The sequence below is a fragment of the Rhizobium sp. WYCCWR10014 genome (genome assembly GCF_001657485.1).
In the GTDB taxonomy this organism is placed as follows: domain Bacteria; phylum Pseudomonadota; class Alphaproteobacteria; order Rhizobiales; family Rhizobiaceae; genus Rhizobium.
On record NZ_LXFU01000027.1, the window covers coordinates 192190 to 215904 of the forward strand.

General features: G+C 62.1%; 15 protein-coding genes. 11 read left to right on the forward strand and 4 right to left on the reverse strand.

Going from position 1 to position 23715, the window contains the following annotated elements:
- Positions 1 to 32 precede the first annotated feature (32 nt).
- Together A6U98_RS07525 and A6U98_RS07530 are read right to left on the reverse strand one after the other, a co-directional pair.
- Positions 33 to 2492, reverse strand: a complete 2460-nt coding sequence (locus A6U98_RS07525) for a penicillin-binding protein 1A (protein ID WP_064649027.1) — start codon at positions 2490 to 2492, stop codon at positions 33 to 35.
- A gap of 375 nt (positions 2493 to 2867) precedes the next feature.
- Entirely contained in the window at positions 2868 to 4124 is a 1257-nt protein-coding gene (locus A6U98_RS07530; protein WP_064649029.1) for an N-acetylmuramoyl-L-alanine amidase, read from the reverse strand.
- 623 nt (positions 4125 to 4747) lie between these two features.
- On the opposite strand from A6U98_RS07530, the gene A6U98_RS07535 reads away from it, so the two are divergent.
- Complete coding sequence (locus A6U98_RS07535; protein ID WP_064649031.1) at positions 4748 to 7621, forward strand: ribonuclease E/G; 2874 nt, start codon at positions 4748 to 4750, stop codon at positions 7619 to 7621.
- Between the two features lie 117 nt (positions 7622 to 7738).
- On the forward strand, positions 7739 to 7936 hold the full coding sequence (locus A6U98_RS07540) for a type II toxin-antitoxin system VapB family antitoxin (protein ID WP_064649033.1): 198 nt from the start codon (positions 7739 to 7741) through the stop codon (positions 7934 to 7936).
- Between the two features lie 67 nt (positions 7937 to 8003).
- Here A6U98_RS07540 and A6U98_RS07545 read toward each other — a convergent pair whose 3' ends face one another.
- A complete protein-coding gene (locus tag A6U98_RS07545) occupies positions 8004 to 9662 on the reverse strand; it encodes an acyl-CoA dehydrogenase family protein (protein WP_029872820.1) in 1659 nt (552 codons plus the stop codon).
- Between the two features lie 179 nt (positions 9663 to 9841).
- On the opposite strand from A6U98_RS07545, the gene A6U98_RS07550 reads away from it, so the two are divergent.
- The 9 genes from A6U98_RS07550 to rpmG all read left to right on the forward strand — a co-directional run bounded on the left by A6U98_RS07550 (position 9842) and on the right by rpmG (position 21577).
- On the forward strand, positions 9842 to 10798 hold the full coding sequence (locus tag A6U98_RS07550) for an aspartate carbamoyltransferase catalytic subunit (protein ID WP_018241622.1): 957 nt from the start codon (positions 9842 to 9844) through the stop codon (positions 10796 to 10798).
- The gene (locus A6U98_RS07555) at positions 10795 to 12084 is read left to right on the forward strand and encodes a dihydroorotase (RefSeq protein WP_064649035.1); all 1290 of its coding nucleotides are present in this window, start codon (positions 10795 to 10797) and stop codon (positions 12082 to 12084) included. Before A6U98_RS07550 ends, A6U98_RS07555 begins: the two co-directional genes overlap by 4 nt.
- A 77-nt stretch (positions 12085 to 12161) precedes the next feature.
- On the forward strand, positions 12162 to 12782 hold the full coding sequence (gene plsY / locus A6U98_RS07560) for a glycerol-3-phosphate 1-O-acyltransferase PlsY (RefSeq protein ID WP_064649037.1): 621 nt from the start codon (positions 12162 to 12164) through the stop codon (positions 12780 to 12782).
- The gene (gene dprA / locus A6U98_RS07565) at positions 12782 to 13924 is read left to right on the forward strand and encodes a DNA-processing protein DprA (RefSeq protein WP_064649039.1); all 1143 of its coding nucleotides are present in this window, start codon (positions 12782 to 12784) and stop codon (positions 13922 to 13924) included. The genes plsY and dprA overlap by 1 nt, the downstream gene beginning before the upstream one ends.
- Positions 13925 to 14172: 248 nt before the next feature.
- Positions 14173 to 16827 carry a type I DNA topoisomerase gene (topA, locus tag A6U98_RS07570; RefSeq protein WP_064649041.1) on the forward strand — a complete coding sequence of 885 codons (2655 nt, stop codon included), beginning with the start codon at positions 14173 to 14175 and terminating at the stop codon, positions 16825 to 16827.
- Between the two features lies 1 nt (position 16828).
- Positions 16829 to 19201 (forward strand): ribonuclease R, encoded by a 2373-nt coding sequence (gene rnr, locus A6U98_RS07575; RefSeq protein ID WP_064649043.1) that lies wholly within the window; start codon positions 16829 to 16831, stop codon positions 19199 to 19201.
- A gap of 119 nt (positions 19202 to 19320) precedes the next feature.
- The gene (locus A6U98_RS07580) at positions 19321 to 19773 is read left to right on the forward strand and encodes a DUF983 domain-containing protein (RefSeq protein ID WP_064649045.1); all 453 of its coding nucleotides are present in this window, start codon (positions 19321 to 19323) and stop codon (positions 19771 to 19773) included.
- Between the two features lie 359 nt (positions 19774 to 20132).
- Positions 20133 to 21317, forward strand: coding sequence for an MFS transporter (locus tag A6U98_RS07585; RefSeq protein ID WP_064649047.1), 1185 nt, complete (start codon positions 20133 to 20135; stop codon positions 21315 to 21317).
- A 92-nt stretch (positions 21318 to 21409) separates the two neighbouring features.
- Positions 21410 to 21577, forward strand: coding sequence for a 50S ribosomal protein L33 (gene rpmG, locus A6U98_RS07590; protein ID WP_003547442.1), 168 nt, complete (start codon positions 21410 to 21412; stop codon positions 21575 to 21577).
- Between the two features lie 747 nt (positions 21578 to 22324).
- Here the strand turns inward: rpmG and A6U98_RS07595 are convergent.
- Positions 22325 to 23698 carry a PleD family two-component system response regulator gene (locus A6U98_RS07595; protein WP_064649049.1) on the reverse strand — a complete coding sequence of 458 codons (1374 nt, stop codon included), beginning with the start codon at positions 23696 to 23698 and terminating at the stop codon, positions 22325 to 22327.
- Positions 23699 to 23715 lie beyond the last annotated feature (17 nt).

Consider the following 23715-nt stretch of genomic DNA (forward strand, 5'->3'; position numbering starts at 1 on the left):
GCCGCGGCGGGCGTGCTAAATTCAGGCCTCGGTCAGAACAGGCCGGGCGTGCCGGTCTGGACGGCCTGGTTCGCCTGCGGCGAGGTCTTCAGTATCTCTTCCGGCGCCATGGTGCTGTCCATGCCGATGACGGAGAAGCTGTCGGCCGGGCCGGTGCCGGGCTTGAAGGCCTCGACGATGGTGTTGGGATTGCCGTCGGCAGCTGCCATGCCGGTTTTGCGGTCGATCGAAATCAGGTTCATGCCTGATGGAATGACGAACTTCGATTCCGGCATGTCCTTGACGGCAGCCTGCATGAATTCGTTGAAGATCGGGGCGGACAAGACGCCACCGGTGCCGCCGCGGCCGAGCGGGGCCGGCGTATCGAAGCCCAGATAGAGGCCGGCGACCAGATCCGGCGTGAAGCCGACGAACCAGGCATCCTTCTCGTCATTGGTGGTGCCGGTCTTTCCGGCAACGTCGCGGCCGCCGAGATCGATCTTGCCGGCAGCGGTGCCGCGCTGGATGACGCCCTGCATCATCGAGGTGATCTGGTAGGCCGTCATCGGGTCGAGAACGGTTTCGCGATTGTCGACGACATTCGGCTCTTCCTGGTTCTGCCAGTCGCCGGCATTGCAGCCCTCGCACAGACGCTCCTCATGCTTGAAGATCGTCTTGCCGTAGCGGTCCTGGATGCGGTCGATCAATGTCGGCTTGATCTGCTTGCCGCCATTGGCGATGACCGAATAGGCCGAGACCATGCGCAATACCGTCGTGTCGCCGGCGCCGAGCGACATGGAGAGAACTGGCAGCATGTGATCATAGATGCCGAAGCGCTCGGCATATTCGGCGACGATGTTCATGCCGAGATCGTTGGCGAGGCGCACCGTCATCAGATTGCGCGAATGCTCGATGCCCGAACGCAGCGTCGACGGGCCGCCGGATTCGCCGCCGTAGTTTTCCGGCCTCCAGACCTGGCCGCCCGAGACGATTTCGATCGGCGCGTCCATGATGACCGAAGCCGGCGTATAACCATTGTCCATCGCCGCCGCGTAGACGAAAGGCTTGAACGAGGACCCCGGCTGGCGCATCGCCTGGGTGGCGCGGTTGAATTCGGACTGGGCGTAGGAGAAGCCACCGACCATGGCGAGCACGCGGCCGGTCTTCGGATCCATGGCGACCAGGCCACCTTGTACCTTCGGCGGCTGTTGCAGGCGATAGGAGGTCGACGCGTCGTCACCGAGCTTTGCGACATAGACAACGTCACCGGGGGACACGGCGCCGACCGGCGATTTCGTGGTCTTGCGGGCGCCATCGGCCGAACGGAAGGCCCACTGCATGTCCTTGGCGTCGATCGTACCGCGTTGACGATCGGCCGCAACCTTGCCGCTGCCATCCTTGGCCGGCTGCAGGCCGATGTCGACGGTGCTGTCTGACACGGCGAGTACCACGGCAAGTCGCCATTCCGGCACGTCGGACAGTGTGGGAATATCGGCAAGCGCTTTGCCCCAATCACCGCTCGCATCGATCTGCTTGATCGGGCCGTGGAAACCGCGGCGCTCGTCGTAAGTGACCAGACCGTCCTGCAGCGCCTTGCGGGCAGCGAGCTGCATCTGCGGATCGAGCGACGTGCGCACCGAAAGGCCGCCCTCATAGAGGACCTTTTCGCCGTACTGGTCGATCAGTTGGCGGCGCACGGCTTCGGCGAAATAATCCGAAGCAAAGAGCGAGGGGCCAGTGGTGCGGGCGGTGACGCCGAGCGGCTGCTTCTTGGCTTCCTCGCCGTCAGGCTGGCTGACATAGCCGTTCTCGACCATGCGGTCGATCACCCAGTTGCGACGCTCGAGTGCAGCTTCCGGATGGCGGAACGGATGATAATTGGCAGGACCCTTCGGCAGCGATGCCAGATAGGCGGCCTCGGCGACGGTCAGTTCGGTGACGGATTTGTTGAAATAAGTGAGTGCTGCGCCGGCGATGCCATAGGAATTCAGACCGAAGAAGATCTCGTTCAGGTAGAGTTCGAGGATCTTGTCCTTGCTGTAGGCCTGCTCGATACGGAAGGAGAGGATCGCTTCCTTGATCTTGCGGTCGATCGTCTGGTCCGAGCTCAAAAGGAAGTTCTTGGCCACCTGCTGGGTGATTGTGGAGGCACCGACCGGGCGGCGGCCGGAACCGAAATTCTGCAGGTTGACGAGGATTGCGCGGCCAAGGCCGGTCAGATCGACGCCCGGATGATTGTAGAAATTCTTATCTTCGGCCGACAGGAAAGCGGCCTTCACGCGGTCGGGAATGGCCTGGATCGGCAGGAAGAGGCGCTTTTCCTTGGCGTATTCGGCCATCAAGGCGCCGTTGCCGGCATGGACGCGGGTCGTCACCGGCGGCGCATAGCTGTTCAGAACGGCATAGTCCGGGAGATCCTTCGCGACATTGGCGAGATAGATGGCAATACCCGCCGCCGCGACCAGAAACAGGACGCAGGCCATTCCGAAGAAATATCCAAAAAGTCTAACCATATTTCAGCTACCGGTCTTTTCGATCTTCAATCGCCGCAGCCGCAACGATTGCACAGATCAAGGCAATTTGCACGTTGCGCGACTTACTCTATGAGCGCTACCGCCACAAGCCGATTCCGCGCCTCAGGCTGCGAAACATAAGCCGGAGTAACGGCGCGAATGTGAGCAAAATAGGGCTGTCTGCGCCGCATTCACCGCTGCGGCTGCGTTTCATTAGAACTGTCACATCCAAGCAACGCCGGTCGTCGCCGCCAAACTGAGGTATCTTCCTCAGAATTTGATTCATGCGGCGCACTTAAATCTTTGTTTTTATGAATCTTAGTTTTTATGCAGGCCGCCGTGCCGCAACCGCTACAGATTTTTGGGCGGCACCCGTCAGCCGCCATTCGCCATGACGGCGGCGCGGTATCGCTTGACTGCGTCGGTCAAGAGGCCGGCGATCTTGCCGCGCCAGGCCTCGTCGAGCAGCAGTTTCTCGTCCTCGGCGTTCGAGAGGAACCCGATCTCGAGAAGGATCGACGGTACGTCGGGGGCCTGCAGCACGCGGAAGCCGGCATGACGGTGCGGATTGTTGATAGTGCCGACCTGATCCTTGAAAGAATTCAGCACGCTCTCGGCCAGCGAGATCGAGAAGGCCTGGGTCTCGCGCCGCGTCAGATCTAGCAGGATGTCGGCAACCTCGGGCGGCTCGGCGACCGTCTCCTTGCCGGCGATCTGGTCAGAGAGGTTTTCACGTTCGGCAAGGTCGGCGGCGAGCTTGTCGGATGCCTTGTCGGAGATCGTGTAGACTGTCGCGCCGCGGATATCCTTCTGCTTCAGCGTATCGGCATGCAGCGAAATGAAGAGGCCGGCATGGTTCTGGCGGGCGATCAGCACACGCTGCGAAAGCGACAGGAACTCGTCGTCCTCACGCGTCAGGAAAGCCTTGATGCCCGGCTCCTTGTTCAAGCGGTCGGTCAAGGCCTTCGCGAAGGCAAGCGTCACCTGCTTTTCCTCGGTCTTGGTGTCGACGCCGATCGCGCCGGTGTCGATGCCGCCATGGCCGGCGTCGACGGCGATGACGAAATCGCCGGGCGCAGCCTTTTGCGGTGCCGGAATGGCGTTCGTCGTCTGAGCCGCCTCAGTCCGATCGCTCCAGGATTGCGTCTTCACCAGTTCGGCAAAGGCCTTCTTGTCGATCATCTCCGCATCGAGCACGAGGCGATGGCCGTTGCCCGTCTCATCGGCCTGCACCTTGGCAAGCGCCAGCTTCACCGGCCCTGCCGTCGTCAGCACGATGCGGGCGCTCTCTTCGTCCATCTTGCCGTAGCGGATATCCTTGAACAGGCCCCGGGCGGCAAGATCCTTCGCCGGAAAACCGAAGGCGGTCGCCGGCAAGTCAACGACGATGCGTTCCGGATTGGCGATATAGTGGACGGAGAAATGCGGCTCGCGATCGAAATCGATGACGATGCGGGTCCTTGCGTCGTCACCGACGATGCGCGCGCCATAGGCAAGCAGCGGATCCCTGGCCTCGACAGAGCTGGCAACGGCCGGCAGCAGACTAGCGGCCAAAAGCGCCGCCAGAACCCGCCTTGCGAATGTCGATCGCCGCGCTGCGGATTTCGCCGCGATCCGAGCCCTCTTAAACAATAAACCGCCACACCCTATCTGTATTGCGATGGACCCGACGCGGCTACGGCCAACGTCCTGTGACGAAACACCCGCTGCAGCCTGCCGAATCGCGATCACTTTATCCCCAGCTTGTATGCGTTGCGAAATCCATCAATATTATGGCACATTTGGCTTTTCCCTTGCTATTGTGACACAGAAAACATACAACGAATTTCAGGGTAAAGTGTTGACGGGATAGAGTCGCCGCGAAGGCTGCCAGCCAGATCAGGACCTGGCGCCACACCGGTCATCGTCCGCCGTCTCATGCGCTTAATCCCTAGAACTGGATCCTGATTTTCCGGCTTATTGTCGGAATTCATTGGTGGATCAGCCACCACGCTCTCAGGGAGCAAACTCATCGGACCCGAACGGGTCTTCGTATTTGTCGATCACGCTTGGTTGTTGATGGTTTCGCAGCAGGTTTTATCTGAAGTGTACAGGCCCCGGACCGAAATGGTTCCGGCTGCGGTCTGGCTGCTGCCCTCCCCCTCGCATCAGGCGCGACTTTCATTATCCGGCGCGGCCACAGTGGACCGCATTCTTTCTGTCTCAACAGCAGTCGGGAATGCGCTCTCGCGGCCACGCCGAGGAGCACAGCTTACATGGCAGACAAAATGCTTATCGATGCGTCTCACGAGGAAGAGACGCGCGTCGTTGTCGTTCGCGGGAACCGCATAGAAGAATTTGACTTCGAGTCCCAGCACAAGAAGCAGATCCGCGGCAACATCTATCTTGCAAAGGTAACGAGGGTCGAACCCTCGCTGCAGGCCGCCTTCGTCGATTACGGCGGCAACCGGCACGGCTTCCTGGCCTTCGCCGAAATTCATCCCGACTATTATCAGATACCGCTTGCCGACCGTCAGGCACTGCTTCGGGCCGAAGCCGAGGAGCATCGCCGCGACGAAGATGTCGAGCATGTCGAAACCGCGCCGATGGTCGATCTTTCCAAGCAGGATCAGCCGGATGTCGGCATCGTTCAGGCAGAGGCGCCGGAAACGGCTGCCGTAACGGAAGAGACCGCAGCGGTAGAGACCGCGGCATCGCCCGAGGCCGCCGAGGAAGCGCCGGCCAAGAAGGCAAGGCCGCGCCGCAGCCGCAAGAAGGTCGTCGAACCGGTTGCCGAAACGACCGCGACCGAGGACGCCGTTCCCACAGACGTCGAAGCCGAAGGCGCTTCGAACGTCGACAATGAGGATGACGGTTCGACCGGCGGCGCGATGGCCGCGATGGTGGAAACCGACTCGATCTCCGAGGACGTCGATACCAGCAAGCGTCGCCACGATGACGACGACGACGATGACGATCACGGTGAAGAGGAAGTCATCGAATCCGTCGGCGCCGAAGACGCGATGGAAGAAGTACCGGACCGAGTGCAGCGCAAGCCGCGCAAGCAGTACCGCATCCAGGAAGTCATCAAGCGCCGCCAGATCCTGCTCGTGCAGGTCGCCAAGGAAGAGCGCGGCAACAAGGGTGCAGCCCTTACAACCTATCTTTCGCTCGCCGGCCGCTATTCGGTGCTGATGCCGAACACGGCGCGTGGCGGCGGCATTTCCCGCAAGATCACCAATCCTGCCGACCGCAAGCGCCTGAAGGAAATTGCGCGCCTGCTCGAGGTGCCGCAGGGTATGGGCGTCATCCTTCGCACCGCCGGTGCCAACCGTACCAAGGTCGAGGTCAAGCGCGACTTCGAATATCTGATGCGCCTCTGGGAAAATGTGCGCACGCTGACGCTGGCGTCCACCGCTCCCTGCCTCGTCTATGAGGAGGGCTCGCTGATCAAGCGTTCGATCCGCGACCTCTATAACAAGGATATCAGCGAAGTCATCGTTTCCGGCGAAGAAGGCTATCGTGAAGCGAAAGACTTCATGAAGATGCTGATGCCGAGCCATGCCAAGGTGGTTCAGCCCTACCGCGACATCCATCCGATCTTTTCGCGTTCCGGCATCGAGGCTCAGCTCGACCGCATGCTGCAGCCGCAGGTGACGCTGAAGTCCGGCGGCTACCTGATCATGAACCAGACCGAAGCGCTGGTCTCGATCGACGTCAACTCCGGCCGCTCGACCCGCGAACATTCGATCGAGGACACTGCGCTGCAGACGAATCTCGAGGCTGCAGACGAAGTCGCCCGTCAGCTTCGCCTTCGCGACCTTGCCGGCCTGATCGTCATCGACTTCATCGACATGGAAGAGAAGCGCAACAACCGCGCCGTCGAGAAGAAGCTGAAGGAATGCCTGAAGAACGACCGCGCCCGCATCCAGGTCGGCCGGATCTCGCATTTCGGCCTGCTCGAAATGTCGCGCCAGCGCATCCGCGCTTCGGTTCTCGAATCGACCACGCAGGTGTGCTCGCATTGCGGCGGCAGCGGCCATGTGCGTTCGCAGTCCTCCGTCGCTCTGCATGTCCTGCGCGGCATCGAGGAATATCTGCTCAAGAACACCACGCACAACATCACCGTGCGCACCACGCCTGACATCGCGCTCTACCTGCTCAACCACAAGCGCCAGACGATTGTCGATTATGAGAGCCGCTTCGGCGTTGCGATCATCATCGATGCGGACGGCTCGGTCGGCGCGCAACATTTCGCGATCGACCGCGGCGAGCCGGTGGAAAACCCGGTCAAGATCGAAACGCTCTTCAACTTCGCAGCCATTCCTGAGGATGACGACGACGATATCGTCATCGAAGTGGATGAGGACGAAGACGAGGAACTCGAGGAAAAGCCGGCCGTTGCCGAACGGCCCGTCGCAGCACGCTCGGAAGGCGAAGCTGACGGCAACCGTAAGCGCAAGCGCCGCAGGCGCCGCCGCGGCCGCAACGGCAATGCCGAGCAGCCGGTATCGGCTGGCGAAGCCGGCGACGAGGATGAGGACGGCGACGACGAGGGCAGCGAAGGTGATGAAAACACCGAGGCCACGCCCGAGACACGCGCCGAAAGCGAGGAATCGCAGCGCCGCAAGCGCCGCCGCCGCGGCAAGCGTGGCGGCCGTCGCAATCGCGCCGAGGATGGTTCCGAACTGACGGCTGGCGAAGCCGGTGAAGACAATGGCGGCGACGAGGACGAAGGCGACGACGTTTCGAACGACGGCGCTCCGGGCGAAGCCGTAGCGGTCGAAGCGATTGCCGAACAGGCCGACGAAGGCCAGGCCGCGATGGCAGCCGTCGAGAGCGCGCCTGTCATAACCGAAGAGGTGAAGCCCGCCCGTGCCCGCGGCCGCCGCAAACCGGCCGCAGCGCCGGTCGAGGAACCGGTTGCAGAGACGGCCCCTGCGGTCGAGGCCGAACCGGAATTGGTGGAAGCCTCCGCCGATCTCGAAACATCCGTTCAGGAAGAGGCAAAGCCGGTTCGCGCCAACCGCGAATCCAACATCTCCTCGTCCGAGCCGACGGTGAAATCCACCACCCGCGTCGAGAATGGCGAAGGCGATGACGGCAAGCCGAAGAAAGCTGGCTGGTGGCAGCGCCGTGGCTTCTTCTGAACGCTGATTTTTGGACGTAAACACTGAAATCCGGCCGCGGCAACGCGGCCGGATTTTCGTTTATGGCGATGATATCGTCGCCGAGCTTGAACCGCCGTGACGTGGATCTGCATCTTGATGACAATCGATGATGCCTTGCTCGACGCGGCAATGACCGCCGCGGGATTGGCGACGAAAAAGGCCACTGTCGAGCAGGCTTTTCGAAACCTTGTCGAGAAGCACCGGCGGAAAAATGCGATCGCAGATCTCGCGGGGATAGGCTGGGAAGGCGACATCGACGCGATACGTCGCGACCGGTCGGACGATACAAGGTGATCAGGGTCGGCAGTTCGATCCGATAGCCGAGCGTCTCGGCCTCAGGATCGCCTGACCCTGCGTGCGATCAGGCGGCCGGGGGATAGAGCAGGTCGACGATGTAGCTGGCGTCGAACCGGGAATCGAGCATGCCGTAGGTGGAGCGCCAGCCGCCGGCAAGACGCGTCTCGATGAAGGCATCGGCGATGCGCCCTGCCCCCAGCCGATAGAGCTCGGCGGCACCGGCGGCGAGCGCCAGTTGCTCGACGAGCAGGCGCGCGGCGCCCTCGTCCTGTTCGCACAGCGCGATTGCGGCGCGCAGCACGTCGATCGTCTTCTTACCGGCAGGGCCGAGATCGCGGGCAAGGCCGGCAAAGACCGTTTCGAACAGATCCTTGCCGCGGTTGAGCACGCGCAGCACGTCGAGCGCCATGACGTTGCCGGAGCCTTCCCAGATGGCGTTGACCGGAGCCTCGCGGTAATGGCGGGCGATCGGGCGCTCTTCGATGTAGCCGTTGCCGCCGATGCATTCCATCGCCTCGTAGATCAGCGCGGGCGCGATCTTGCAGCACCAGTACTTGGCGACCGGCGTCATGACACGGGCATAGGCCGCTTCCTCGGCATTGCCGCGCGCCTTGTCGAAGGCGTCGGCAAGACGGAAGGACAGTGCCGTTGCGGCGGCGACATCGAGCGCCATGTCGGCGAGCACGCGCGTCATGATCGGCTGGTTGACGAGCATCTTGCCGAAGACGCTGCGGCCGCGGGTGTGATGCACGGCTTCGGCGAGAGAGGCGCGCATCATGCCTGACGAGGCCAGCGCGCAATCGAGCCGGGTCAGCGTCACCATGTCGAGGATGGTGCGGATGCCGGCGTCCGGCCCACCGAGCAGGAAACCGAACGTGTCTGTAAATTCGACCTCGGAAGAGGCGTTGGAGCGGTTGCCGACCTTGTCCTTCAGCCGCTGGAATTGCAGCCCGTTGGCGGAACCATCCTCCAGAAGGCGCGGCACCAGAAAGCAGCCCATGCCCTCCTTCGTCTGCGCCAGCATAATGAAGGCATCGCTCATCGGCGCAGACATGAACCATTTATGGCCGGACAGCCGGTAGATGCCCTCGCTGACCTTTTCGGCAGCGCTCCTGTTGGCGCGCACATCCGTGCCGCCCTGCTTTTCCGTCATGCCCATGCCGATGGTCACGGCGGATTTCTGCATGGCGGGCTTGTTCGACGAATCATATTTGCGCGAGAGGATTTTCGGCGCCCAGTCCTTCTGGACCGCGGGCGAGGCCGAGAGCGCCGCAACGGAGGCGCTCGTCATCGTCAGCGGGCAGAGATGGCCGGATTCCAACTGCGACGTCAGATAAAACCGCGCGGCACGAACCTTGTGGGCCTCGTCCTTGGCTTCGGTATCGGCCTGGGGATCCCAGACGGAGGAATGCAGGCCGACCGACATGGAGCGGCGCATCAATGCATGCCAGGCAGGATGGAATTCGACGACGTCGAGGCGCTCGCCACGCGGGCCGTGGGTGCGCAGCTGCGGCGCGCCCTGGTTTGCCATGCGCGCCATCTCCTGCGCCTCCGGCGAGGTGACGTAGCGGCCCATGTTTTCCAGGTCTTCGCGGATGCCGCGCGGCAAAGCCGCTGTCAGATCGACGATCAGCGGATCGGATCGATACGCATTGATGCCGGACCACAGGCTCGGCTGGTTGAGTTCTGCGAGTTTGTCGTCAGTCCGGTTGGCGGAGGTCATAATTCGCTTCTAGTGTAAGAACCCGGCAAAGGGAAACCGGAAGTTATGATTCGGTTCATTCTGCTCTATCGGAATTCGGGCGAAAATGCATGGGGACATAAGCCTTTGCCCACAGCGCATGCTTGCCCCGGCGGGCAGCACTCTTTATAGACCCGCCAGAGACAGCAAGAGGCAGGTTCATGGTCTTTTTCCCCCACCGCCACCTCATCGGCATCAAGGGCCTCACCGAGCAGGATATCACCTATCTTCTCGACAAGGCCGATGAGGCCGTCAAGATCAGCCGCCAGAGAGAAAAGAAAACGTCGACGCTGCGCGGGCTGACGCAGATCAACCTCTTCTTCGAGGCATCGACCCGTACGCAGGCCTCCTTCGAGCTTGCCGGCAAGCGGCTCGGCGCCGACGTCATGAACATGTCTGTCGGCAATTCCTCGGTGAAGAAAGGCGAAACGCTGATCGATACGGCGATGACGCTGAATGCGATGCGCCCGGACGTGCTGGTGATCCGCCATTCGAGCGCCGGTGCGGCCGCCCTTCTCGCCCAGAAGGTTTCCTGCTCGGTCGTTAATGCCGGTGATGGGCAGCATGAACATCCGACCCAGGCGCTGCTCGACGCGCTGACGATCCGCCGCGCCAAGGGCAAGCTGTCGCGCATCATCGTAGCGATCTGCGGCGACGTGCTGCATTCGCGGGTGGCGCGCTCCAATATCCTGCTGCTCAACGCGATGGGCGCCCGCGTCCGTGTCGTTGCGCCTGCAACCCTCCTGCCCGCCGGCATCGCCGAGATGGGCGTCGAGGTCTTCCATTCGATGCAGGAAGGGCTGAAGGACGCCGACGTGGTGATGATGCTGCGGCTGCAGCGCGAGCGCATGTCCGGCGCCTTCGTACCTTCGGTGCGCGAATACTATCACTTCTACGGGCTCGACGCCGAAACGCTGAAAGCGGCGAAGGACGACGCGCTGGTCATGCATCCCGGCCCGATGAACCGCGGCGTCGAGATCGCTTCGGAAGTAGCGGACGGGCCGCAAAGCGTGATCGCCGAACAGGTGGAGATGGGGGTCGCGGTGCGCATGGCCGTCATGGAGACGCTGCTCGTCTCACAGAACCAGGGTCCCCGAAGCGATGGAATGATGGCATGAGCAACCCGATCGTCCTCAAGAACGTCCGCATCATCGACCCGTCGCGCAATCTCGACGAGGTCGGGACGATCATTGCCGAAAACGGCGTGATTCTCGCGGCCAGCCACAAGGCGCAGAACCAGGGGGCCCCGGAAGGCGCCGTCATCCGCGACTGCACGGGCCTCGTCGCGACGCCGGGCCTCGTCGATGCGCGCGTCCATGTCGGCGAACCCGGCGGCGAACACCGCGAGACGATTGCCTCGGCGAGCCGGGCGGCAGCCGCCGGCGGCGTCACCTCGATCATCATGATGCCGGACACCGATCCTATCATCGACGACATCGCGCTCGTCGAATTCGTCAAGAAGACGGCGCGGGATACGGCCGCCGTCAACGTCTATCCGGCAGCCGCCATCACCAAGGGCCTTGCCGGCGAGGAGATGACGGAGATCGGCCTGTTGATGCAGGCGGGCGCCGTTGCCTTCACCGATGCCCATTCCAGCGTCCATGACACACAGGTGCTGCGCCGGATCATGACCTATGCGCGCGAATTCGGCGCCGTCGTCTCCTGCGAGACGCGCGACAAATATCTCGGCGCCAACGGCGTCATGCATGAGGGGCTTTTTGCCAGCTGGCTCGGGCTTTCCGGCATTCCAAAAGAAGCCGAGCTCATCCCGCTCGAACGCGATCTGAGGATCGCGCAGCTGACGCGCGGTCGTTATCACGCCGCGATGATCTCGGTGCCGGAATCGGTCGAGGCAATCGAGCGCGCCCGCAGCCGCGGCGCCAAGGTGACCTGCGGCATCTCAATCAACAATCTGGCGCTCAACGAAAACGACATCGGCGAATACCGCACGTTCTTCAAGCTTTATCCGCCGCTGCGCCCGGAAGACGACCGGGTGGCGATGGCCGACGCCGTTGCGGGCGGCGCGATCGATATCATCGTGTCCTCGCACGACCCACAGGACGTCGATACGAAGCGCCTGCCCTTCGGCGAGGCCGAGGATGGCGCGATCGGCCTCGAAACCATGTTGGCGGCAGCGCTCAGGCTTCACCATGGCGGCCAAGTGAGCCTGATGCGCCTGATCGACGCCATGTCGACCCGCCCCGCTCAGATTTTCGGCCTGAATGCCGGCACGCTGAAGCCGGGCGCTGCGGCCGATATCGCGCTGATCGATCTCGATGAGCCTTGGCTTGTCGCCAAAGACATGCTTCTCTCCCGCTCGAAGAATACGCCGTTCGAGGATGCGCGCTTCAGTGGGCGGGCGGTCGCGACATACGTCTCGGGAAAGCTTGTCCACGCAATTTAGAACCGACACTATCGCCGTCCATCCCCCAGCGGGAGAAGGCTGACTCGAGGATAGGCCACGGAGAGGCTGAGGGGCATATGTTATCCAATCTCATGTCATGGCAGATCACGCTGCCGATCGCGCTTGCCGCCGCCATTATCGGTTATCTCTTCGGCTCGATCCCGTTCGGCCTGATCCTGACGCGCGCCGCCGGCCTCGGCGACGTCCGCAGCATCGGCTCCGGCAATATCGGCGCGACCAATGTGCTGAGAACAGGAAACCGGACGCTCGCCGCGGCGACGCTGTTGCTCGATGCGCTGAAGGCATCGGCCGCGGCCTGGGTCGTCGGCTATTTCCTCGGTGAGGAGGCGGCGATCATCGCCGGCTTCTTCGCCTTCATCGGCCATCTCTTCCCGGTCTGGATCGGCTTCAAGGGTGGCAAGGGAGTCGCCACCTATATCGGCACCCTGCTCGGCGTCGCGCCGATCATGATCGTGCTCTTCGCGGCCGTCTGGCTGGCGGTCGCCTTCACCACCCGCTACTCCTCACTGTCGGCGCTGGTTGCCATGCTTGCCATTCCAGTTGCGCTATGGATATTGGGCAACGAAAAGGTTGCTGCTGTCATGGCGATCATGACCCTCATCTCCTACTGGAAGCACAAGGCGAATATTTCTCGCCTGATGAGCGGGACGGAAAGCAAGATCGGGGCAAAGGGATAATGGATGCGCTGAGCGCCGGACCAAAAGGCGTCGTGCTGACCGAACGGCAAAGAATTGCCTGGCTGCGTCTCATCCGTTCCGACAATATCGGCCCTGCCACCTTTCGCGACCTCATCAATCATTTCGGTTCGGCCGAGGCAGCACTTGCCGCACTGCCGGAGCTTTCGGCGCGTGGCGGTGCCACACGGGCAATCCGCATCGCCAGCGAGGCCGACGCGCATCGGGAGCTGGAGGCGGCGCGTCGCTTCGGCGCCCGCTTCGTCGGCATCGGTGAGCCGGACTATCCGCAAGCGCTGAAGCAGATCGACGGTGCGCCGCCGCTTCTGGCCGTCAAGGGCGCGCTTGCCGCTGCAAAACGACCGGCCGTCGGCATCGTCGGCTCACGCAACGCCTCGATCGCAGGCGCGAAATTCGCAGCGATGGTGGCGCGTGACTGCGGCCGGGCGGGTTACACCGCGGTCTCCGGCCTGGCACGCGGCATCGACACATCGGCCCACCGGGCAAGCCTCGACACAGGCACGATCGCAGCACTCGCCGGCGGCCTCGACCAGCCCTACCCGCCGGAGAATATCGGCCTGCTCGAAGAGATAACCGGTGGCAATGGCCTGGCGGTGAGCGAGATGCCCTTCGGCTGGGAGCCGCGCGCCCGCGACTTCCCACGCCGCAACCGGCTGATCGCCGGCATCGGGCTCGGCCTCGTCGTCATCGAAGCGGCGGCGCGTTCGGGCTCGTTGATCACGGCGCGGCTTGCCGGCGAGTTCGGCCGCCTGGTTTTTGCCGTGCCCGGCTCACCGCTCGATCCGCGCTGCCATGGCACCAACGGCCTGCTGAAGGACGGTGCTTCGATCGTCACCGCTCCCGCCGATGTCATCGAGGCCCTGGCACCGCTTGCGCAATTCGACCTGTTCCCGTCATCGATGGCGGAGGAACCCGCGCCTGACGGCAAGGCCATGTCGGTGCCACCAGGCGATTCCGATCGAAACCGCATCATCGATGCGCTCGGGCCGACGCCGGTCGAGATTGACGACGTCATCCGCCATACCGGCCTGTCGGCATCTGCGGTCTATCTCATCCTTCTGGAACTCGATATATCAGGCAGGCTGCACCGGCATCAGGGTGGCCTCGTCTCGCTTTCCGATTGAACCTGGTACGACATCAGGCGGCGGCTTCGCGAATTGCCGAACGCTCGGTCGAAAACCCTGAATAACATATCTGTAGTTGTATTTTGTCGATATTCCCCCAATGGCTGCAGCAGGCGCAAGAGGTAAAATTGTAGCAAACCCCTTGACCGCGGCGATTTCCCTGTCCATGTCGGAGGGCCGATATCCATGTTGCGGTGTGTGTCGCGCTGGCTTCAACGCTGGCGTCGTTTCCTTTTTAGAGAATCATCATGAATGTTGTAGTGGTGGAATCGCCTGCCAAGGCCAAGACGATCAATAAGTATCTGGGTCCGGGATACAAAGTGCTCGCCTCCTTCGGCCATGTGCGCGATCTGCCTGCCAAGGACGGCTCAGTTCTTCCTGATCAGGATTTCGAAATGCTTTGGGAGGTCGATAGCGCCTCCGCCAAGCGGATGAAGGACATTGCCGACGCGGTGAAGTCCGCCGATGGCCTGTTTCTCGCAACCGACCCGGATCGCGAAGGCGAAGCGATTTCCTGGCACGTTCTCGACATGCTGAACAAGAAGCGCGTGCTGAACGGTAAACCGGTCAAGCGCGTCGTCTTCAATGCGATCACCAAGAAGGCGGTGCTCGACGCCATGGCCGATCCGCGCGACATCGACGTGCCGCTGGTCGATGCCTATCTTGCGCGTCGCGCGCTCGATTATCTCGTCGGCTTCAATCTTTCGCCGGTGCTGTGGCGCAAGCTGCCCGGCGCACGTTCGGCCGGCCGCGTCCAGTCGGTGGCGCTTCGCCTGGTCTGCGACCGCGAATCCGAGATCGAGCGCTTCATTTCCGAAGAATACTGGAACATCTCGGCGCTGCTGAAGACGCCGCGCGGCGACGAGTTCGAGGCAAGACTGGTTTCGGCGAACGGCAAACGGCTGCAGCCGCGCGCAATCGGCAATGGCGAGGATGCCGGCCGGCTGAAGGCCTTGCTCGAAGGCGCGAGCTATGTCGTCGACACGGTCGAGGCGAAACCGGTCAAGCGCAACCCGGGACCGCCGTTTACGACCTCGACGCTGCAGCAGGCCGCCTCCTCCAATCTCGGCTTCTCCGCCTCGCGCACGATGCAGATCGCCCAGCGGCTCTATGAGGGTGTCGATATCGGCGGCGAGACGGTCGGTCTCATCACCTATATGCGAACCGACGGCGTGCAGATGGCGCCCGAGGCGATCGACGCGGCGCGCAGCGCCATCGTCGACCAGTTCGGCGAGCGCTACATGCCGGAAAAACCGCGCTTCTACTCGACCAAGGCGAAGAACGCCCAGGAGGCGCACGAGGCGATCCGTCCGACCGATTTCTACCGGTCGCCCGACCGTGTGCGCAAATTCCTCGATGCCGACCAGATCCGGCTCTACGAGCTGATCTGGAAGCGCGGCATCGCCAGCCAGATGGCGTCGGCCGAGATCGAGCGCACGACGGCTGAAATCACCGCCGACAACAAGGGCGAGAAAGCCGGTCTGCGCGCCGTCGGTTCGGTCATCCGCTTCGATGGTTTCATCGCCGCCTATACCGACCAGAAGGAAGATGGCGAGCAGAGCGACGACGGCGACGAGGATGGCCGCCTGCCGGAGATCAATGCGCGCGAGGCGCTCGCCAAGCAGAAGATCAATTCGACGCAGCATTTCACCGAACCGCCGCCGCGCTATTCGGAAGCCTCGCTGATCAAGAAGATGGAAGAGCTCGGCATCGGCCGCCCCTCCACCTATGCCGCGACGCTCGCGACACTGCGCGACCGCGACTATGTGACGATCGACAAGCGCAAGCTGATCCCGCAGGCTAAAGGCCGGCTGGTGACCGCTTTCCTCGAGAGCTTCTTCACCAAATATGTCGAATACGACTTCACCGCCGATCTCGAAGAGAAGCTTGACCGGATTTCCGCCGGCGAACTGAACTGGAAGCAGGTGCTGCGCGATTTCTGGAAGGATTTCTTCGCCCAGATCGAGGACACCAAGGAACTGCGCGTCACCAACGTGCTCGATTCGTTGAACGAGGCGCTGGCACCCCTCGTCTTCCCGAAACGGGAGGACGGTAGCGATCCGCGCATCTGTCAGGTCTGCGGCACCGGCAACCTGTCGCTGAAGCTCGGCAAATACGGCGCCTTCGTCGGGTGCTCGAACTATCCGGAGTGTAACTACACCCGCCAGCTCTCCTCCGAAAACGGCGGAGAAGCGGACGGTGCTGCGCTCAACGAGCCGAAGAACCTCGGTACCGATCCGACGACCGGCGAGGAGCTAACGCTGCGTTCCGGTCGCTTCGGCCCCTATATCCAGCGCGGCGACGGCAAGGAAGCCAAACGCGCTTCGCTGCCGAAAGGCTGGAAGCCCGAGGACATCGATTATGAAAAGGCGATGGCGCTGATCTCGCTGCCGCGCGATATCGGCAAACACCCTGAAACGGGCAAGATGATCTCGTCAGGCATCGGCCGCTACGGGCCGTTCCTCCTGCATGACGGTTCCTACGCCAATCTGGAAACCATCGAGGACGTGTTCTCGGTCGGCCTCAACCGCGCCGTGACTGTCATCGCCGAAAAGGCGAACCAGGCACCCGGCCGGGGTTCGCGCGGTACGCCGGCAGCGCTGAAAGCGCTTGGCGATCATCCCGATGGCGGCGCCATCACCGTTCGTGACGGCAAGTACGGCCCTTACGTCAACTGGGGCAAGGTCAATGCGACATTGCCGAAGGGCAAGGATCCGCAGGCGATCACCGTCGAGGAGGCACTTGCGCTGATCGTCGAAAAGGCTGGCAAGGCACCGGTCGGCAAGGCGGCCAAGGCGAAAGCCAAGCCGAAGGCGGCAGCCGCCGAAGCCAAGGCCACCAAAACGGCCGCCAAGCCGAAGGCAACGAAGGCGAAAGCGCCCGCGAAATCGAAAAAGAGCTGACGTGAGCAGGATACCGCGCGACAGAACGAACCCTGCGGGCAAGCGTCCGGGCAAGATCGGCCGTGCCGGCAAGGATGCTCCCGCCGTCGAGCCGCTGAACATCGTCCACGGCGCGCTGCCTTCGCGCGAGGTGATCCTGCGCTTCATCGCCGATCATCCGCAAAAAGCGTCCAAACGCGAACTCGCCAAGGCTTTCGGCCTGAAGGGCGACAACCGCGTCGAACTCAAGCACATGCTGCAAGAGCTCGAGCAGGAAGGCATGCTGCAGAAGAACCGCAAGTCGCTGATCCGTCCCGGTGCGCTGCCGCCTGTCACCGTTCTCGATATCACCACGCGCGACAAGGATGGTGATTTGATCGGCCGGCCGGCGGAATGGCCGGAGGACCAAGGCGTAGCACCCGCCGTCGCCATCCGCCAGCAATCGCCGGCAGGCCGCCAGGGCAAAGGCAGGGCGCCTGTCGCCGGGCTCGGCGACCGCATCCTGGCGAAGATCTTCCCGGCTGTCGATCGCGGCGGGCCGGCCTATACGGCGCGGATCATCAAGGTGATCGACAGACGCCGCGGCGCCTCGATGGGCGTTTTCCGCACAGCACCCGGCGGCGGCGGCCGGCTGCTGCCGATCGAGCGGCGCGGCGAGGAGATGGTGATCGATCCCGACTTCACCGGCGGCGCCACGGACGGCGATCTGGTCGAAGTCGAAATCGCCCGTCTCGGCCGTTTCGGCCTGCCGCGCGCCAAGGTGCTTTCCGTCGTCGGTTCCGTCGGTTCGGAAAAGGCGATCTCGATGATCGCGATCCATGCGCACGGCATTCCGCATGTCTTCCCGCCGGCCGTCATCACCGAGGCGGAGGCCGCAAGGCCCGCCAGCATGTCGCATCGCGAGGATTGGCGCGACGTGCCGCTGATCACCATCGACCCGGCCGACGCCAAGGACCATGACGACGCCGTCTATGCCGAGCTCGACCCCTCGCCCGACAATCCCGGCGGCGTCCTCGTCACCGTCGCGATCGCCGACGTCTCCTGGTATGTCCGACCCAATTCGCCGCTCGACCGCGAGGCGCTGAAGCGCGGCAACTCGGTCTATTTCCCTGATCGTGTCGTGCCGATGCTGCCGGAGCGCATCTCAAACGATCTCTGCTCGCTGAAAGAAGGCGTCGACCGCCCGGCGCTTGCCGTGCGCATGAGCTTTTCCGGCGAAGGCCGCAAGATCGGCCACACTTTCCATCGCATCATGATGAAGAGTGCCGCCAAGCTCTCCTACCAGCAGGCGCAGGCGGCGGTCGACGGAAAGCCCGACGATCAGACCGGACCGATGCTCGAGCCGATCCTGAAGCCGCTCTGGCACGCCTATGAGGTGATGAAGCGCGGACGCGACCGGCGCCAGCCGCTGGAACTCGATATGCCGGAGCGCAAGATCCTGCTGAAGCCCGACGGCACGGTCGACCGGGTCGTCGTGCCGCCACGGCTCGATGCGCATAAACTGATCGAAGAGATGATGATCCAGGCGAACGTCTGCGCCGCCGAGACGCTAGAAAAGAAACGACAGCCGCTGATCTACCGCATCCATGACGGCCCGACGCTTGCCAAGCAGGAGATCCTGCGCGAGTTCCTGGCCACGCTCGGCATCTCGCTTGCCAAGGGCGGCAACATGCGCGCCAACAACTTCAACGGCATCCTGGCGAAGGCGGACGGCACGCCGCATCAGACCATGGTGAGCGAAATGGTGCTGCGTTCGCAGAGCCAGGCGATCTACGGCCCGGAGAATATCGGCCATTTCGGCCTCAACCTGATGAAATACGCCCACTTCACCTCGCCGATCCGTCGCTATGCCGACCTCATCGTGCATCGCGCCCTCGTCGGCTCGCTCGGCTTCGGCGAAGGCGGCATCACGCCCGAAGAAGAGGCGGCGCTCGACGATATCGCCGCCGAAATCTCGACCTTCGAGCGCCGGGCCATGGCAGCCGAGCGCGAGACTGTCGACCGGCTGATCGCGCATCACCTCAGCGGCCGTGTCGGCGAGGAATTTGCCGGGCGGGTCTCGGGCGTGACAAAATCGGGACTTTTTGTTTCCCTGCCGGACTATGGCGCCGACGGTTTCGTCCCTATATCTACGCTCGGCAGCGATTATTTCATCTATGACGAGGCGCATCAGGCACTCTCAGGTGAACGAACAGGGCTCGGTTATCGCCTGGGTGACAGTGTCACCGTGAAACTTGCCGAAGCGATACCGCTTGCCGGCGCGTTGCGTTTCGAGATGATCAGCGAGGGCCGCGAAATGCCGGCGGCGGTGCGTTCCTTCCACAAGGCGGGGCGCCGCGACAGGGGCCAGGTTCGCAAGAAGCCCGGAACGAGGCCGCCGCGCGGACGGCACTAAAGCGCGTCGCAATTTTTCAGATTGGCTCCCCGCGCTGTAGGTCCTTGTTTTCGTGTCGTTATCGCGAAACCGCTGCACAGTTTCGCGCGACGTGTTTTAGATCCGAAGAGGAACATGCGATGAGCACACCGACCGATCCGGCCGTCCGCTACGGCGATACGCCCGAGGTCGAGCGCCCGCTTGGGCGCTCCATCATGCGCGGGCTGATGAACCGCTGCCCGGCCTGCGGCAACGGTAAGCTCTTTCGCGCGTTCCTGAAGCCGGTCGATCATTGCGCGGCCTGCGGCGAGGCTATGCATCACCAACGCGCCGACGACCTGCCGCCCTATATCGTTATCCTCGTCCTCGGTCACGTCGTGGTCGGCGGCTATATGCTGACCGACCTGACTTTCGTGCTGCCGGTCTGGGTGCATCTCGCCATCTGGGCGCCGATCACCGTCATCACCGCGCTTGCCTCGATCCAGCCGATCAAGGGCGGGGTCATCGGCCTGCAATGGGCGCTGCGCATGCACGGCTTCGGTGGCGAGAGTGACGGTCCTGATGATTATGACATCCCCGGCCGGCCGAATTAGAGCATGTCGCGCAAAAGTGTGCAGCGGTTTTGCGAAAACGACATGCGTAAAAACAAAGACCTAAAGCGCGAAGAGCGAATCTGAAAGATCGCGGCGCGCTTTGGCGCCTTCACCTTCCAGACATATTTCACGTGTAGTGCCACCCCTCCACCGACCACCACCCCAAATGCGGGAGCCAAAGATCCTCAAGACCTGACATGGTAAGCATTTCTTGCCCCAACGGGCTTTACATTCCGCAGATGGTCACTCACATCGGAAATACTGCGAAGCGGCATCCGTCACCTGGATTTGGCACGTCCGTGTCTATCTATCTGACGGGATCGGCCGATTCGTTCGCGCACCTCTCTAAGGATGGATAAATGTCTCAGCCGAGAACCGGCACACCGGGCGATGTCGAAGAAATCCATTGGCCTTCTCTGGTGGCAGCCATCTCGTCCATATCAGCCGTTGGCATAGCAATCGGCCTCGGTCTGCCCCTCCTCAGTATCATCCTCGAAAAACGCGGTATCTCGTCCACCCTGATCGGGCTCAACACGGCGATGGCCGGGGTCGCGGCGATGGCCGCCGCACCTGTTACCACCAAGCTCGCCCATAAATACGGCGTGGCGCCGACAATGATCTGGGCCGTGGTGATTTCGGCGCTGAGCGCGCTCGGTTTCTATTACGCCCAGGATTTCTGGATGTGGTTTCCGCTGCGTTTCGCCTTCCACGGCGCGACGACGACGCTGTTCATCCTCTCCGAATTCTGGATCAACGCCGCGTCGCCGCCTTCCAAGCGCGGCTTCGTGCTCGGCATCTATGCGACGGTGCTTTCCCTTGGCTTCGCGGCCGGACCGCTGCTGTTTTCGATCCTCGGCAGCGACGGCATCTTCCCCTTCCTGATCGGCGCCGGCGCCATCCTGCTTGCCGCCATCCCGATCTTCATCGCCCGCGACGAAAGCCCGGTGCTCGAGGAAAAACCGGAGCTGCATTTCATGCGCTACGTTTTCCTGGTGCCGACGGCGACGGCAGCGGTCTTCATTTTCGGCGCGGTCGAAGCGGGCGGGCTGTCGCTTTTCCCGATTTTTGCGGTGCGCGCCCATTTCACCGAATCGCAGGCCGCACTGCTGCTCACCATGATGGGCGTCGGCAACGTCATCTTTCAGATCCCGCTCGGCCTGCTTTCCGACCGCATCGCCGACAAGCGGCCGCTTCTGGCCGGCATGGCGCTGATGGGCTTCATCGGCTCGATGATGTTGCCGCTGTTGCTCAACAACTGGCTGCTGATGGCCGGGCTCCTGCTTTTCTGGGGCGGCTGCGTCTCAGGCCTCTATACGGTCGGCCTCAGCCATCTCGGCTCGCGGCTGACGGGCTCCGATCTTGCTGCGGCCAATGCTGCCTTTGTCTTCTGTTATGCGATGGGAACCGTGGCCGGACCGCAGGCGATAGGCGCGGCGATCGATGTCGCGGGAAATAACGGGTTTGCCTGGGCGATTGCCGCTTTCTTCGGTCTTTACGCCCTACTTTCCGGCATCAGACTGATGTTCATTCGAAAACGGGCTTGACTTTTCGGGCGGGATTCGTAGTTTCGCGCCAGGATTTGCCGTGGAGCCCATCCGGCTTCCACGGCTTTCATTTTCTTAAAGGCAGGACGACCATGGCCAAGGCTACAACAATCAAGATCAAGCTGCTGTCGACAGCCGACACCGGTTTCTTCTACGTCACCACGAAGAACAGCCGTACGATGACGGACAAGATGACGAAGACGAAGTACGACCCGGTTGCGAAGAAGCATGTCGAGTTCAAGGAAACCAAGATCAAGTAATCACTTGGCCTGACGGATTTCACAAAAGCGCGCGCCTTCGGGTTGCGCGTTTTTTGTTGTCCGGCGTTGTGGTTGTCAAGATGATAGCGCAAACAGACAAAACGCCGCCCTTCCATCTTCGGGAAGTGGCGGCGTTTTCTTGAAAGGGGGTCGGCCAGCATGCAAAACGGCACGAGGAACCGCTATAACTTGCCTACTAGCCGACCGACCCCACGACCCAGGAGATGCGGCGGACCTGAGCATCATGGGGTATCGACAACTCCTCAACGGGAGCGCTTCTCTTATGAGCGATAATTTGCGCAAAAATGAAAGAAAATCAACAAATTCTTAATGATGAATTTTCTCATCTTGATTCTATGGTTAAAAGTCCAGATTTGGGACATACAAAGATTTGTCGCCTCTGCTTTGGATCGAAGCGTAGCGCCTGCTCTTTTCAAGAAATTCGACAATATAACTTAATAACTTACGCCACCCCTCCCCTTACGTGAGGTGACGCCGCCGCAATCTATTTGACCCTGTCGGCGATAGGCATTTTTTATAGTCTTCATTTCATTTTGAGCTATGGCCTGACACTCTCAAGACTATCGCGCGGCAACACATCCGCGGCAACGCGGCGAGTCCATTTTTGGGCTATTGGGCTGCAATTTTTTCGCCCCGCAGTGCACAAGCGGAGATTAAAAATCGGTAACAATTCGCTTACGGCAGTGGAAAACCCGCAAATGGCGCCTAACGGCGGCAAATGATTCGTCACGCCGCCGCGGCGACCACGCGGTTGCGGCCGGTATTCTTGGCCTCGTAAAGGGCCAGATCCGCCTGTTTCATCAGTTGGTCCGGGGTCAGCACCGACGTAATGCGCGATGCGATGCCGAAGGAAGCAGTGACGTTCAGCGCTTCCCCGGCGTGTTTCAGCATGAAGGGAGCGTTTTCGATCGCCGCACGCAGGCGCTCGGCGACGGCGGCGGCAATTTCCGGCGAGGTGTCGGGCATCACGACAACGAATTCCTCTCCGCCGTAGCGGCAGGCGAGATCGGCACCGCGGATGGTCGAACGGACGCGATTTGAAAATTCCCGCAGCACTTCGTCGCCCCCGTCATGGCCGTAGGTGTCGTTCACATGCTTGAAGCGGTCGATATCGGTGATCAGCACAGAAAGTGGTCGGCCGCGCGCCATCGAACGGTTGAAGAGCACGTTCAGGTGATTGTCGAGATAGCGCCGGTTATAAAGGCCGGTCAGCGGATCGGTTACGGCAAGCTCGATCGTCTGCTTGACGCTGGCGCGCAGGCGGTCGTTATAGCGCTTGCGGCGGATCTGCGTCAGGCTGCGGGCAACCAGTTCGTTGGGATCGACCGGACGGATGATGTAGTCGTTGACGCCGAGATCGAGCGCGCGCACGACCATTTCGTCAGCGCCCTGCTCGGTGATGATCAGGATCGGCAGGAAGCGGGTGCGCTCCAGCGAGCGCAGCTGCGAGCAGAGGCGAAGCGGATCGTAATCGTCGAAGTTGGCGTTGACGATGACGAGATCGAACGCGCTTTCGGCCGCCTCGAAGAGGGCGGCCTGCGGATCGGAGAGGGCAAGCACATCGGCGACGGGCTTCAGCGCCTTGATGATGCGCTCCTGCGAATTGGCGCGGCCGTCGACGAGCAGGACTTGAGCGGTCTCGTCGGCGCGGCCCTCGCCTGCCCGTGTGAGGTCATCGATGCCCATCGTATGAGCGGTGTCGGCGCGGATGCGCAGCTCATCGCTCAACGTCTTCAGCCGCAGCAGGCTCTTCACCCGGGAGATCAGCTGCAGATCGTTGACCGGCTTGGTGAGAAAATCGTCAGCGCCAGCCTTCAGGCCGCGTACGCGGTCGGTCGGCTGGTCGAGCGCGGTGACCATGATGACTGGAATATGGGCAGTCTTCTGGCTGGCCTTCAGCCGCTCGCAGACCTCGAAACCGTCTATGCCGGGCATCATGATGTCGAGCAGGATGAGATCGACCTGGTTGCGCTCGCAGATCGCCAGTGCCGTGTAGCCGTCGGCTGCGGTCATTACGTCGAAATACTCCGCAAGCAGCCGCGCTTCGAGCAGCTTCACGTTGGCCGGAATATCGTCAACCACCAGTATTCGCGCAGTCATAAGCGTCTTTCCGATGC